Consider the following 14260-nt stretch of genomic DNA (forward strand, 5'->3'; position numbering starts at 1 on the left):
TTGGGAACCTCCTTTCCCTAGATGGCGCTGCAGTCTCTCATCAGGTTAATTTACTGCGCCCTCTTCTTCATAAATATACGAAATGTCATCCAAGGATTCCTCATATTTCACGCGTAGCGTATACCCTTTCAAATACCACAGATCCTGCTCTTCCATATAGAAAGTTACCTCTTCCGAACGCTCCGTCAGTCCTGCTTCCCTTGGCTCTTCTACCGAAATACCGAGCGAAAAGCCGGGATGGAGCCCGCCGCCTGAGCTATAGCGTGGAAAGAAGCGAACGAACGTGCCGGCTTGAAGGTCAAGTTCCTTCTTGTACCAACGTGCTGCCTGATCGCTGACTTGAATTTGCATGTGTCGTGCACCTCCTTAGACGTTATTTTATGTTGATCCCTATCTATTTGGCAGACCGGAGATCATAGGGACGGTATCCAAATTTAGCTGCAATATTATCATAACGCATACGCACGCTAGGATACAAATCATTTTGATAATTAAATAGTGACATAAGGTTCCGGCGTTCCTTCATTACAAGAATGACTCGCGAGGATCCAAAAAAATAAGTTTGACACATTCCAGTTCATGGTGATAAAATTCAGTCCATACGAGATCGATTTGAATAAAATGTAAAATGACGAAGAAAGGGTGAGTGACATGCTGAAATTGTTTGCGATGGATAAAGATCATCTGGATTATCATTCCCTACAATTCAATATGGATCGACTCCCCGCTGGTGCTGTCTCATCATCATCAAGCCTCGTTCGTTCGTTGTCGGAATGAATTAGAACGAAGCAGCTGACCTTTGCGCGGAAGTCATGATCACCGTGCGTATGATAAGTTCAAAATTAATGAAGCATATCGTCCGTCGTCGGATGATGTGCTTTTTTTGGTTTTTGCGGATGATATGATGCCAGAACGATATGAAAGGAAGGGATAATGTGTTTGCCGTACTTAAAAATTTAGGCTGGTTTTTCAAGCGTGAGAAAAAACGTTATTTGATCGGCCTGGCCCTGCTCATCTTTTGCGGATTGGTTGAGCTTCTGCCGCCGCTCCTGCTCGGAAACGCCATTGACGATATCGTCAGCAGTTCCATAACCTGGGCGTCCCTCGTCCAATACCTGCTCATGATTCTCGGCATCGTTGCTGTCGTTTATTGTGCCACGTACATATGGATGCACCGATTATTCGGAGGCGCAAACCTCGTGGAACGCCTGCTCCGTACCCGGTACATGAACCATTTGCTGCGGATGCTTCCTCCGTTTTTCGAGCGCAACCGTACCGGGGACCTGATGGCCAAAGCGACGAATGACCTTCGCTCCGTGGCTGCAACCGCCGGCTTCGGCATGCTCGTCATGACGGACTCCACCATCTACTTGATCGTCGTACTGTTCGCCATGGGCTTCATCGTCAGCTGGAAGCTGACGCTGGCTGCGATTCTGCCGATGCCGATCATTGCCATTGGCATGGTGATCTACGGAAGAGCCATTCATAAGCGCTATACGCTGGCTCAAGATGCCTTCGGAGACATGAACGACCAGGTGCTGGAATCCGTAGCCGGCGTGCGCGTCATCCGCGCTTATGTGCAGGAACGCGCCGATCAGCAGCGCTTCCAGGATATTACGGATGACGTATATCGTAAAAATCTGGCGGTTACCAAAGTGGATGCCTTATTCGAGCCGACCATCAATTTTTCCATCGGTCTCAGCTACGTCATCGGTTTGGCCTACGGGGTGTACCTCGTGTTCCAAAATCAAATCACGCTCGGAGATCTCGTATCGTTCAATATGTACCTCGGGATGATGATTTGGCCGATGTTTGCGATCGGGGAATTGATCAATATCATGCAGCGGGGTAACGCATCGCTGGATCGGGTCAACGAAACCTTGAAGACGCCGCCGGATGTTGCCGACGTCGCAGACCCCGTAGACGTGAAGGTTCCGGACACGATTCAATTTAAGGATGTCACCTTCCGTTACCCGACATCAACGATCGAAAATTTGCAAAATATCAGCTTTACGCTGCAAAAAGGGCAGACGCTGGGCGTTGTAGGACGCACGGGCAGCGGCAAATCGACGCTGCTGAAGCAGCTTCTGCATGAATATCCTACCGGAACCGGGGATATCCTCATATCCGGCGTGCCGATGGAGAGGCTCGCGACCGATCAGCTCCACAGCTGGGTCGGGTATGTGCCGCAGGAGCAGATCCTGTTCTCCAAGACGGTGCGCCAGAACATCCAATTCGGCAAGAAGGATGCCAGCGACGAATTGATCATGGAGGCGATTACGACCGCTGCGTTTGACCGCGATCTGGTCACCCTGTCCGATGGTCTTGATACCATTGTCGGCGAAAAAGGCGTGGCGCTGTCCGGCGGGCAAAAACAGCGGGTATCCCTGGCCCGGGCTTTCATCGGCGACCCTGAAATCCTGATTCTGGACGATTCCTTGTCCGCGGTAGATGCCCGGACGGAAGCCAGAATCATCGATAATATCCGGAGCAAGCGCGCTGGTAAAACGACCCTGATCTCCACCCATCGCCTCTCGGCGGTCCAGCATGCCGATCTAATCGTCGTCTTGGAGGACGGCCGAATCACGGAGCAGGGAACCCATGACGAACTGCTGGAACTCGGCGGCTGGTACCGCGAGCAATTCGAACGCCAGCAGGTGGAAAACAATCTGACCTCGGAGGAGGTGTCTTAATTGACTCCAAGCGATACAACCATCTCGAATGAATCCGGAATTGCCAAACGGCTCTTCCGTTATGCCTTAACGGCTAAGGGCACCTTCATCACCGCCCTGATTCTGCTGGCCATCGGCGTTGCCGCCGAGCTGGCAGGACCCTTCATCGCGAAAACGATGATCGACGAGCATATCCTGGGCATCGAGCGTCCCTATTATGAGACGACGCAGGCTCAGGGTGCCGCATCCTATAATGGAACTTATTATAAACGTGAGGATCGCTTTCAGGTAGGCGAGACGCGAGGCCATCAAGTGCGCCTCGTTCAGGCAGGCCGCAGCTTCTATTTCATTGATGAGCCGGTAACCCGAACCGAGGGAAACCGTTCCTTCCAGGATGGCGTATTGACGATTTCCTACGCCTCGGAAGAGCTGCAATACCCGGCTGTCAAATTAACCAAGGAACAGCTGTTTGAATTTTACAAACCCGAGCTGCCCAGCATTTATAAACTCGTTGGCCTGTTCCTGATCTGTCTTCTGATCTCCATGATAACGGTATTCGGCAGAACGTACTGGCTCCAATCGGCAGCCAATCGGGTCATCCAGAAGCTGCGTACCGATGTATATGCCCATATACAGCGCTTGCCCGTCAACTTCTTCGATAATCTGCCGGCTGGCAAAGTCGTTTCCCGGGTAACGAATGACACCGAAGCGGTTAAGGACCTCTTCGTTGCGGTATTATCCAACTTCAGCTCCGGCGCGGTCTATATCACGGGTGTTTATGTCGCCCTGTTCCTTCTGGACGTCAGACTGGGCTTGATCAGTTTGTTTGTCATCCCGATGCTGATTGTATGGACCATCCTGTACCGTAAATTCGCAACCAAATACAATACGGTTATCCGCTCCCGTCTGAGCGAGATCAACGCCATTATCAATGAATCCATCCAGGGTATGGCCATCATCCGTGTATTCCGCCGCCAAAAAGCGACCCAGGACGAGTTCGAGGCACTAAACGCGGATTATATGGCCCATCAGAACAAAATGCTGAATCTGAACTCCTTCACCACGCACAACCTGGTCAATGTGCTGCGTAACGTTTCCTTTGTGGTCGTGCTCTGGTATTTCGGTTCGGCATCGCTGAACGGTGCCGGGATCGTTTCGATCGGCGTGCTGTACGCCTTCGTCGATCTGCTCGGCCGCATGTTCCAGCCGATTACGGGCATGGTCAACCAGTTGGCCGCGCTCGATACCTCCATCGTCTCCGCCAAGCGGGTTTTCGAGCTGATGGATGAAACGGGCGAAAAAGTAACGGACGGCTCCATGCCGCGATATTTGGGGAATGTGGAGTTTCGGGACGTATCGTTCGCTTACAAGAAGGACTACGTGCTGAAGAACATTTCGTTTGAAGCGAAGCAAGGACAGACGCTGGCGCTTGTCGGGCATACGGGCTCGGGCAAAAGCTCCATCATCAATCTGCTGTTCCGTTTCTACGACCCGCAAAAAGGCACCATCACGATTGACGGCCAGCCTGTCACGGATATTCCGAAGCAGTGGCTCCGCAAGCATATGGGAATCGTGCTGCAGGATCCGTACCTGTTCACCGGCACCATTGCATCCAATGTCAGCCTGGGCGATCCGGACATTACCCGGGAACAGGTAGAGCAGGCCCTTCGCGACGTAGGTGCAGATCGGCTCCTGGCCCATCTGCCGCAAGGCTTTGATGAGCCGGTGCTGGAGAAAGGCAGCACGCTTTCCGCCGGTCAGCGCCAGTTGATCTCGTTTGCCCGTGCATTGGCGTTCAACCCGGCCATACTGATCCTTGATGAGGCCACCGCTAACATCGATACGGAAACGGAAGCCTTGATCCAAGACGCGCTGGAGGTTCTGAAGCGCGGACGTACAACGTTTATCATCGCTCACCGCTTATCCACGATCCGCAGCGCCGATCAGATTCTGGTTCTTCACCGCGGAGAAATCGTGGAACAGGGTTCCCATGACGAATTGATGGCCTTGGGCGGAAGGTACTTTAAAATGTACCAGCTCCAGCAAGGAAGCTCGGCTTCGGTTCCAGAGAATAAGGAAACGGTGCTGGCCGCTTCCAACAGCAACTTGGCCGGAGGGCATTTATAGACCACGTAAGGCGAAGCTAACGCAGTCATATGAAGACAGACCGCGGTTAATATCGTAGTTTTTCTTGCGATATCCGGAAGGTCCAGGCTTGTAAGTTTATACTTTCTGACACTTTAAAAAGGCTGTCCCCTGTCGAATGTAACATTCGCTTGGGGACAGCCTTCTTTTTTACATCGTATTCTGCAGGTACATAACAAGAATTACTTTGCCGAATCAAGAGTACCGGCTGCTTTGACCGTGATTTTGGTGTACTTGGACGGCACGAGTACGTCATCGGACGATTTTGAGATGACTTGCGGGTACATTTTGTCCGGATCGGGTTGCACAACCTTGAAGTAGATTACGGCTTCGGTGTCGCTAACATAGTCGACCGAAGTAATTTTAATGCCATACCCCGGATTCGGCAGATCTTCCTTGGTTACCGTGACTTTATTCTGCGATTCGTCCACCTTGACGACGCTTGTGCTTACATCCGGTTCAGATTGGTCCGGCTTTTCGGGTATCATGTTCTTTTGATGCTCCTCAATGAATCGAATGGAATTGTATACGAGCTCTGCCGCTTCGATTCGCGATAAACTCTTCGTCGGATGGAACTTGTCGTTCGCGTCCAGCTTCGCGATTTTGGTTAACAGCAGGAATTGCACGGCCCCGCGGCTCTCCTCTTTCATCAGATCCTCGTCGGCCACATGCAAATACATCATGATCACGGGATAATTCCCGGTCTTCTGAATCGCTTCCGAGAGCAAGGTCGCGAACCCTTCGCGCGTGATCGGCTCATTCCATTTCATGTCCGCGGATACCGACAATCCGTTCTGAGCCGCAATGTTCACGGCTTCGGCAAACCAAGCATCCTTCGGAACACTGTCGAACGAGCGGCCCGTAAAGTTCGGCTGCACCTCCAGGCCGGCTGCATTCACGACCATCTGCACTGCCTGAGCGGTCGTTATCGTCTTGGACGGAGCGAATTTGTCGGCGCTGATGCCCTGGATAATCCCTTTCGATTGCAGTTCCTTCACCATTTGCAATGGCTTCTCCTCTTGTATATCCGTAAAAGCAGAGGCGGCGCCGACACCGAGCAATGACGAAGTGACAAGCATAGCGGTTAATAATTTGGTTGTTTTTTTCATAGTTACACCTCCTATTATTCCTGACGCAGAGGTGCTGGAATATGTTTCATCTGAAGCGCATTTTCTTCTACACGCTTTTTTCGCTATCCAGGCCCAGCTTTACGTACATCTCGCGGGAGTAACCCTGAAGCTTCTGCTCCAGCGCTTGGGCTTGGTCCTTAAATGCCGTCAGCTCCCGTATCATTCGGGAACGGCCGGCCGGGCTAAACGTCTCATGGATCCGTTCTTTGAAATAATCATGAACGATATAGTTTCGCTGCTTCCATACTTCTTTTAATTGAAGCGTCTCTTCCTCGGAGAACGGAAAGTAATGCTGGATCTCATGGACCAGCTGGCCCAGGGAGCTGCTTAGTTTCCGCTGATATAATTCGGTGAAATCTTCCTCTGAAGGCACATTTCCTTGAGAAAGCTTGATCAGCATCAACAAATTCGCGAGCTGCTGCTCAAGGGCCTGTGAATAATACACCGCTAATCCGAAATAGGCAAACAGCTCTTTGGAGTGGTCACTGTCCAGCAGTCGAGTTTGTTTCATGGTATCCTCCTCTAGTATTGGCTGTCTTTACCGTTTCTATTTGTGTATATTCCTATGGTAAAGGAAGACTCCTCCTACTTCAACCTACTTTTCGGATCATGGAGGCTGCATCCTTGCGGGAGGCCGTCCATAGATAAACAGCCAGTAAAATAAATCCGTAGATGAAGGAATAGGCGATTGTCAGGAGTTTGACGGCCGGTGACCGCTCGTCGGCATGCATGAACAGGTCCATCATGACGGAGACAGGCGGCAGCAAGTAAGGGATGACTCCCCAATAAGCATGATCGAACTGGACAATGGATTGACCGGCCAAGGAAACAATGATCACGATGAATAGTAACCCTGCCGCTCTTCCCTGGTTCTCCATGAAGCCGAACTGAAAGAATAAGGACAGCGAAATGCCCAGCAAGGACATTGCGGCATGTCCCACATAACCAAGTGCAAGCTCGTAGAATGTAATCGGCTTATCGAACATCCCGAACACGACGGGATAAAGGACAGCGAATGCACTGAATAGGATGGACAGAAGACTTACCGTGATATATTGGGCAGCATAAAATCGTAGGGCCTTGCCGCTGTGAACAATAAGGAGCATCGTTTGACGCCCTTGATCGTGATTGTGGAAATTCAACCCCAGCCAAGCTGAGCCGACAAACAGAAAGGCTGCCGTCACGGCATAACTGTCCATGATCGGGTTAGGCCGGTAGGAGTAGAGGAACACCACCGAGATCAGCATGAATGCAATCGGAGCGAAGTATCGATAAGATCTTGTGTAACTGGCAAGCAAGTAACGAATCAGGGATCCCATCATGCTCCCTCCCCCTCCATAGGCTTGCCCGAACCGGGGTGATCGGGCTCTTTCATCTCCCCGCGCCAAGGCTCAAGCCGTATCAGCGAACCGCCAGACTGCAAAATATCCAGCAGCATGTCGTCCGTTGCCTGCCGCGTAACCATCATCGATGCCGGGTTGCCTCTGGATATCCAATAGAGAAACCCGGGGCGGCGTTCAAGCTCCAGCATGTTGTCTGGCGAAACGTGCGTGAATTCCAGCTTCATCCGCTCTAAATGCGGACTCCTTTCAAGCAATCCGTCCCGCTCGATCCGCCCCTGCCGCAGCCGCGTCTCCCGGTCAGCCAGCGAAGCAATAAGCAGCGGCTCGTGAACGGACATCACGATAGCCGTTCCTTGTCTTTTGATCTCGGTCAGAATGCCGATCATCTCCATCTGGGAGGACTCGTCCAATCCCGAAAGCGGCTCATCCAGAAGCAGCAGATCGGGCTGGCTAAGCAAGGCCTGCATAATATTGACCTTCTGCAGCATCCCCTTGGAGCATAGCGTCATCTTCATGTCCTGCAGTTGAAACACATTCAGCATGGCATCGATCCGCTTCGCGGCTTCTTGTTTGTCCATGCCCTGAATGCCGGCCATGTGGCGCAAATATTCGGAAGGGCGAAACCGCAGCGCAGGAAAACGTTCCGGTACATAGCCGACGCGCAGCGATGTTCCATATTCGATCCTGGACCCTTCCGAAGGGTTAGCAAGCCCCGCGATCACATGCAGCATGGTGCTCTTGCCTGCGCCATTGCTTCCCGTTATCGCAACGCACTCAGCGCGGGAGATGCTCCAGGTGATGTTATGCAGGACGGCATACTTACCGAAACGCTTATGTACTCCGTTCAATTCCAGCAGTTCCTGCAAACACTTCAACTCCTGTTCACATATTCTGGTGTTTGTATTTCGTTCAGGTATTTTTCGAGCACGATCGTGCCGGCGCCTATGACGCCCGCATACTCTCTCAACTTGGATGGCTGAAGCACGATTTTATCGTGAAAGCTGGACAAGCTTCTGTTATATGATGTTTCTCTTACATATGTGAAGAAATCCGGGTACCGGTTCGCAAGGACTCCACCGATGATAATGGTCTCCGGGGTTAGCAGATTCATGACATTAGCCAGGGATATGCCGACATAACGAGCCGATTCGTTCAGCATATTGGCAGCCAATTGATCTCCGCCCAGACCGGCCGTGATCACATCGGTGATGTCCAATCCGTGATCATTGCCATCAAACGAGGATTGAAGAGAACTGGCAGCTCCGCGCCGCAGCTCTTCTCCGACCCTGCGGACGATGGCCATACCGGATGCGATCGCTTCCAGGCAGCCGGTATTGCCGCAATTGCAGCGCGGACCGTCAATATCGATCGTGCAGTGACCGATCTCACCGGCTCCAAAAGGGTAGCCCTGATATATTTTCTGGTTGAAGATCAATCCGCTACCTATCCCGATATCCGCATCCACGTATACCACATGGTTGAAATGCCTGCCGTTTCCATACCATAACTCACCGAGTGCCATCACGTTAGCGTCCTTCTCGATTTGGGTCGGAAGCTCCGTATTCTCCTCGATCAGTCCCTTTAATCGTACCTGATGCAGTCCGGGAAGGTTCGGCGGAGACAGAATCTTGCCTTGGACCGGATCAAGCGGTCCAGGAGCTCCCACCCCTATGCCGATGATTTGGGACTTCAGGCCCGACTCGTCCAATACGTCTTGGATCGTGGAGATTATGACATTCACCACGCTGCCGCGATTGGCGTTATTTTCAAAGGAGGAGCGTTTCTCCATCATCGCTTTCCCCTGCAAATTAATGACTGCCGCTCTTACGAAGGAGGCGCTGATATGAACGCCAACCGTGTAAATATCACCGGGATTCAAGGAGAGGAGTTTGGGCTTCCTGCCCCGGATGGACTCGTCATAAAACCCGGCTTCAGCAATCAATCGATCCTTCATCAGCTCATCCACCAAATTGTTCACGGCGGTAAACGTCAAATTCATCTTGGCTGCGATTTCCGCTTTCGTTAAACTGCCGTAGTCGCGGAGCAGCGCGATAATGCCGATACGATTCAGGTTTTTGACATGCCGATTGTTCTTGCCAACGGAACTGTTCATCTTACAACCTCATTCTTTTTACCCATAATTGTTCTTGCCCTCTCACACCTCTATCATAGGGGAAAATTCGGAGTTAGTAAAATCCATTACTCGAACTGCAAATGAAAAGCCTGACCTCCTATTCGGAAATCAGGCCTAGTTATATCACACAATAGAAACTCGTTAGATTAAACGTGGCTCAGCATTTCGCGGCATGCTTCGGCACATTTCCGGCATGCTTCCGCACATTGTTTGCAATGCTCATGATCATGCTTCTCGCACTCTTCCGCGCAAGCCAGGCATGCCTTGATGCAGAGCTCGCAAATCTCCTTAACGTAAGGGCTTTTGCGGGACATGGCTTGAGCCGCGAACGCGCAAATATCCGCACACTCTCTGTCGAGTGTAATACAATCGCGAAGCATGGCCAGTTCGTATTCTTTCAGGCAGGATACATAGCATACATTGCAAGCGTTCATACATTGGAGACATGCTTCGATGCATTCTTTATATTTGAGTTCATTTAACATTGGATAGATCCTCCTTGTAGTTATTACGCTATGCCTTTGTATTAAACGTTCGACTGCCCTCTGAATCAAACGCGGCCAGAAAGTCCCAAGGTACAATTGCCCAGAATGATCAGGCAAAATGGTTGACTTAGGCCCCGCTTGTCTTCCCCTCCAGCTTTTCAAGCTGCTCCCTTAGCAGCGATTTCTGAAAATGCTCCCCGATAAACACCACCACATCCGGCACTTGGCCCTGGGGCGTTATCTTCATAAAATCGGATTCGCGAAACGCGTACTGGAACAAAAAACGGCTGTTCGTATCGCTGAAAGTGAGAATGCCCTTCGCCCGGTATACATCCCTTGGCAGCCCGGCTATCAATCGTTCGAACTCCACGCTGTTTACCGGATGGCTGAAGTAGTATGTGTACGACATGACATGATCATGGGAGCCATGATCATGTGTTTGGTCGTGGTTGTGGTCATGCTCATGGCTGTGGTCATGCTCGTGGCTGTGGCTGTGGTCATGCTCGTGGCTGTGGCTGTGTTCATGCTCGTGGCTGTGGTTGTGGTCATGCTCAGCGCTGTTGGCTTGCTTGTTTTTGTCTCTGTGCTCATGGGCATCCCCGGCCTCTCGATGATGTACAATCGAATGCTCATTCCGATCCCCGGGATCGCTCTGCAGCAAATCTTCAACATTCAAGTCGCATCGCACCGAAGGAACAATCGAGGCATGAGGATTCCACCGCTTCACCAGCTCTCGAATCGTCTCTCTGTCCCGGTCCTCGACCAGGTCCATTTTATTAAGGACGAGCGCGGAGGCTGCGCGAATCTGCTCCTGCATCAACCGGTAGGTCTTTCCCTTCTGCTCTATGTTCAAATGCAGCAGATGCGCGGCATCCACGACAGTGATCAGTTTTTTCACGTCAATTCTCATATATAATGAGGCTTCCGCTGTCGCGTCCAGAATTTCCATCGGATTGGCGATTCCCGTCGCTTCGATAACGATGACATCCGGCCGCTCCCGCTGGATCAGCAGCGCGATTTCGGAGGATAAATCGGAACGAATGGTACAACAGATGCAGCCGCTCAGCATCTCTGCCGTCGGCACCGCTTCATCGGCTGCCAGCCCTTCAATGTTAACCTCGCCGATCTCGTTCATGACAATGGCCGGCCGCAATCCCTGCTGCTTGAAGGAGGCAATGAGGCGGCTAAGCAATGTCGTTTTTCCACTGCCGAGAAAACCTGATAAAATATAAATGGGTGTTACGTGCTCCACGTTCCATACTCCTTTGCGCACATTTGTTTATTATGCTAGCGAGTGTACTACATTTCATCCGTCTACCGCAAGCGTCCCGCCATTAACTGAACAGGAGTTGTCATAACGCATGAATTCAACGCAAGAACATAAACAGCAATCCCCCGCTTCCGTGAACTGTATGGTGATTACGGTTTCGGACACGCGGACGAAGGACACGGACAAGAGCGGCAAACTGATGATCGGCTTGCTCGAAGAAGCCGGACATGCCGTCGTGGCATACAGCATTGTTCCAGACGACTACGAAACGATCCGTGAAACGATTTATTCCGCGGCCAGCGCTTCGGAGATCGATATCGTGTTACTAACCGGCGGAACAGGCATCTCGAGCCGGGATACCACCTATGAAGCGGTCTCTTCGCTGCTGGATAAAGAACTCCCGGGATTCGGAGAGATCTTCCGCTTCCTCAGCTTCACCGAAGATATCGGGTCTGCGGCTATTCTAAGCCGCGCGATCGGCGGCACGATAAGCCACACAGCCGTTTTCTCGATGCCGGGTTCCAGCGGTGCCGTAAAACTTGCGATGAACCGTATCCTCCTGCCTGAGCTGCGGCACGTCAAATATGAGCTGGATAAACACCGATCATAACCAACTAACGCCGGGCACCATGCAAAAGGCCGGATGCATATGGGCATCCGGCCTTAGCTGTATCCTAACTGCTGGCGCGTCGTTGATGTTTGGCAAGCAGGGAGGGCGCTATTTTTTTGACCTGGTCATAATAGTTATCCGTTTTGTCGCCTGTCGACGTATAGACGATGGACGTTTCCTTGTCACTTATGATCAGATTATGCCCGCCGGCCGCATTGGCATCCCCTTCCGTTACGCCATAGATTTCCTTGAGCCCTTTTTCCCTTGCCGCTTGATTCTGATAGACGTACACGGTAATAAACTGGCTTGCATCATAATTGATCCGGTATTGATATGTGATATTGCCGACGTTGTCCTCTACATAGGTTTCGTTGGTCAAAGGCATATCGGCCTGGTTGAACGTGGCCTGGAGATCCTCAAGGAATTTTCCGTTCATGCCACGTCCTGATATCCGGGCCTCTCTGGAGCCTTCCTCGTAAGCCCTCATGTTATATAGGCGCATCTCGTCCCTGGCCACCTGCCTGGAGCAGCCGACCGATATGGCAAGAATGGAACAGAGCAATAACACGGTAACGATTTTGCGGTATTTCATGTTCACTCCCCCTTCCTTAGGTGTCAAAGGCTACCTTCCCTTAGAATGCCTGTGGGAGAGGAACATTATTCGATAAAAACGGCCAAATATTATAAGGCGATGACGCTTCGTCCTACCGCCCCGCCCTGCAGGATGGTATTCAGCACTTCGGGCAAATCGGTCAATCCGTGTTCGCCGATTCCTTCTTGAAGCACGGATGTCGGCTTCCATTCATTTGCCAGCTTGGTCCATAACGCTCGGCGGTAGGCCATGGGGCAGTACACCGAGTCGATGCCAAGGAGATTGATTCCCCTCAGTATAAACGGAAACACCGTCGTTTCAAACGCACCGCCGCCCGTCATGCCGGAAACGGCGACGCTTCCGCCGTATTGTACGCTTTTCAGGATGGCGCCCAAATGATTACCACCGACGGGATCTACCACGGCTGCCCATTTCTCGGCGGAGATGGCCCCCTTGGAGGCTGTTGCAGCTTCTTCTCTGGAGATCACCTCATGGGCTCCCAGCTTCAAGAGCCAGTCGATCTGGCTGGATTTGCCTGTCGATGCCGTTACCCGATAACCTAACTGGCTAAGGATGGATACCGCGAAGCTGCCCACTCCCCCGGTCGCGCCCGTAACCAGGACGGAACCCTGCTCCTGCCGCAACCCATTCCGCAATAAAGCCTCGATCGATAAAGCAGCCGTAAACCCTGCGGTTCCGATGGCCATCGCATCGCGCGGAGACAAGCCCTGCGGCAGGGGAACGAGCCATTCTCCCTTTACCCGTGCATATTGGCTGAACCCGCCTTCATGGGATACCCCTAACTCATAACCGGTACAGAGGACGGAATCGCCTTCCTTGTAATCCGCATGAGCGGAATGCACGACCGTCCCTGCCAGATCAATGCCTGGTATGAACGGATACCTGCGAACGATTTTTCCACCCGGTATGCTGGCCAGGCCGTCTTTATAGTTAACCCCGCTGTATAACACCCGCACGATAACGTCGCCTTCCGGCAGCTGATCCAAACTCATGTTCTCCACGCTGCCGCGAACCCCTTGCTCATCTTGACGAAGCACATAGGCTTGAAATTCGGTTTTGTTGTCCACACATATCACTCCTTGGGTTAGTTTAGGTGCTGTAAAGCAATCTGGATTTGCACTATGAATATGTCGAAGCTTTATACATGCTCTCGGAATATGGCGACTTATGCGCTTTCCCGAGAAATGATCCAGTATCGTCCTTTATAATCAGAATTGTGTTATTATGGAAAAAGAATACTTTTATACAAAATTATCAGCTGGAGTTGAAATCCACGTTATGACTCATTTTGATTATGGATCTAAACGTAGATCCTTCCGCTTCTCGTACTTGCTCACTTTGGTGACCTTAGTTCTGTTACCGGTCGTCTATAAACCGATCAGCCAGTTTTTTGGAGCCCTTGGTATTCATACACAATCAGGGGGCGTTGCCGGCTCGTTTCTCGTGTTCTTTCTAAGCTTGGGTCTCATTCTAACGCTGTAGTCTTCTGGGTTTTCCCTTTGATTACCTGGCCTGGTCTCAAAGTGTACGTACTAATCGGCCTCCTCTTCATTTTAATGACAGGGATCTACGAATACACAAGCACACACCGCTCGATCGAAGCGGCGGTATTCAAGGAGAACCATGCTTTTCTTGAAGCACCTTTCAGCATTAATCATGCTGAAATCATACAATCCGAATTAATCTCTGAGAAGGCCTATTCTTTCGTGGTGACATCTAGATCGGGACTACAATTATCCACCTATACCAAAGGATGGTTCGGATGGAAGATGTCCGCCGTATCTATATTATACCCTTCTCCCAAGAATCCCTCTTCTCCGTCCGTATTCTCGGAGACAAGCATGGATTCATCACTCTT

Annotated in this window: 13 protein-coding genes; 3 read left to right on the plus strand and 10 right to left on the minus strand. The window is 51.4% G+C overall.

Annotation, left to right across the window (positions count from 1 at the left end):
- Positions 1-45: 45 nt before the first annotated feature.
- Positions 46-351: a HesB/YadR/YfhF family protein gene (locus M1D70_RS19880; protein ID WP_009590696.1), complete on the minus strand. Its 306-nt coding sequence runs from the start codon at positions 349-351 to the stop codon at positions 46-48.
- 584 nt (positions 352-935) lie between these two features.
- On the opposite strand from M1D70_RS19880, the gene M1D70_RS19885 reads away from it, so the two are divergent.
- Together M1D70_RS19885 and M1D70_RS19890 are read left to right on the plus strand one after the other, a co-directional pair.
- Positions 936-2693, plus strand: a complete 1758-nt coding sequence (locus tag M1D70_RS19885; protein ID WP_456290469.1) for an ABC transporter ATP-binding protein — start codon at positions 936-938, stop codon at positions 2691-2693.
- The gene (locus M1D70_RS19890) at positions 2694-4799 is read left to right on the plus strand and encodes an ABC transporter ATP-binding protein (RefSeq protein ID WP_456287753.1); all 2106 of its coding nucleotides are present in this window, start codon (positions 2694-2696) and stop codon (positions 4797-4799) included. It abuts the gene before it with no gap.
- 200 nt (positions 4800-4999) lie between these two features.
- Here the strand turns inward: M1D70_RS19890 and M1D70_RS19895 are convergent, their stop codons facing one another.
- The 7 genes from M1D70_RS19895 to M1D70_RS19925 form a co-directional block, all read right to left on the minus strand.
- A complete protein-coding gene (locus tag M1D70_RS19895) occupies positions 5000-5926 on the minus strand; it encodes an S-layer homology domain-containing protein (protein ID WP_456287754.1) in 927 nt (308 codons plus the stop codon).
- 67 nt (positions 5927-5993) lie between these two features.
- Positions 5994-6458 (minus strand): hypothetical protein, encoded by a 465-nt coding sequence (locus M1D70_RS19900; RefSeq protein WP_009590626.1) that lies wholly within the window; start codon positions 6456-6458, stop codon positions 5994-5996.
- Positions 6459-6537: 79 nt separating this feature from the next.
- Positions 6538-7269 (minus strand): hypothetical protein, encoded by a 732-nt coding sequence (locus M1D70_RS19905; RefSeq protein ID WP_009590692.1) that lies wholly within the window; start codon positions 7267-7269, stop codon positions 6538-6540.
- Complete coding sequence (locus M1D70_RS19910) at positions 7266-8156, minus strand: ATP-binding cassette domain-containing protein (protein WP_456287755.1); 891 nt, start codon at positions 8154-8156, stop codon at positions 7266-7268. Before M1D70_RS19910 ends, M1D70_RS19905 begins: the two co-directional genes overlap by 4 nt.
- A 5-nt stretch (positions 8157-8161) precedes the next feature.
- Positions 8162-9403, minus strand: a complete 1242-nt coding sequence (locus tag M1D70_RS19915; protein ID WP_456287756.1) for an ROK family protein — start codon at positions 9401-9403, stop codon at positions 8162-8164.
- A 167-nt stretch (positions 9404-9570) separates the two neighbouring features.
- The gene (locus M1D70_RS19920) at positions 9571-9909 is read right to left on the minus strand and encodes a four-helix bundle copper-binding protein (protein ID WP_009590455.1); all 339 of its coding nucleotides are present in this window, start codon (positions 9907-9909) and stop codon (positions 9571-9573) included.
- Between the two features lie 127 nt (positions 9910-10036).
- The gene (locus M1D70_RS19925; protein WP_456287757.1) at positions 10037-11161 is read right to left on the minus strand and encodes a CobW family GTP-binding protein; all 1125 of its coding nucleotides are present in this window, start codon (positions 11159-11161) and stop codon (positions 10037-10039) included.
- A 109-nt stretch (positions 11162-11270) separates the two neighbouring features.
- Here M1D70_RS19925 and M1D70_RS19930 point away from each other — a divergent pair, with 109 nt between their 5' ends.
- Positions 11271-11789 (plus strand): MogA/MoaB family molybdenum cofactor biosynthesis protein, encoded by a 519-nt coding sequence (locus M1D70_RS19930; RefSeq protein WP_090908257.1) that lies wholly within the window; start codon positions 11271-11273, stop codon positions 11787-11789.
- 64 nt (positions 11790-11853) lie between these two features.
- Here M1D70_RS19930 and M1D70_RS19935 read toward each other — a convergent pair whose 3' ends face one another.
- Together M1D70_RS19935 and M1D70_RS19940 are read right to left on the minus strand one after the other, a co-directional pair.
- A complete protein-coding gene (locus tag M1D70_RS19935) occupies positions 11854-12381 on the minus strand; it encodes a hypothetical protein (RefSeq protein WP_009590451.1) in 528 nt (175 codons plus the stop codon).
- 89 nt (positions 12382-12470) lie between these two features.
- Entirely contained in the window at positions 12471-13469 is a 999-nt protein-coding gene (locus M1D70_RS19940; protein WP_456287758.1) for an NADPH:quinone oxidoreductase family protein, read from the minus strand.
- Between the last annotated feature and the right edge of the window lie 791 nt (positions 13470-14260).

This window comes from Paenibacillus sp. AK002, assembly GCF_053903045.1.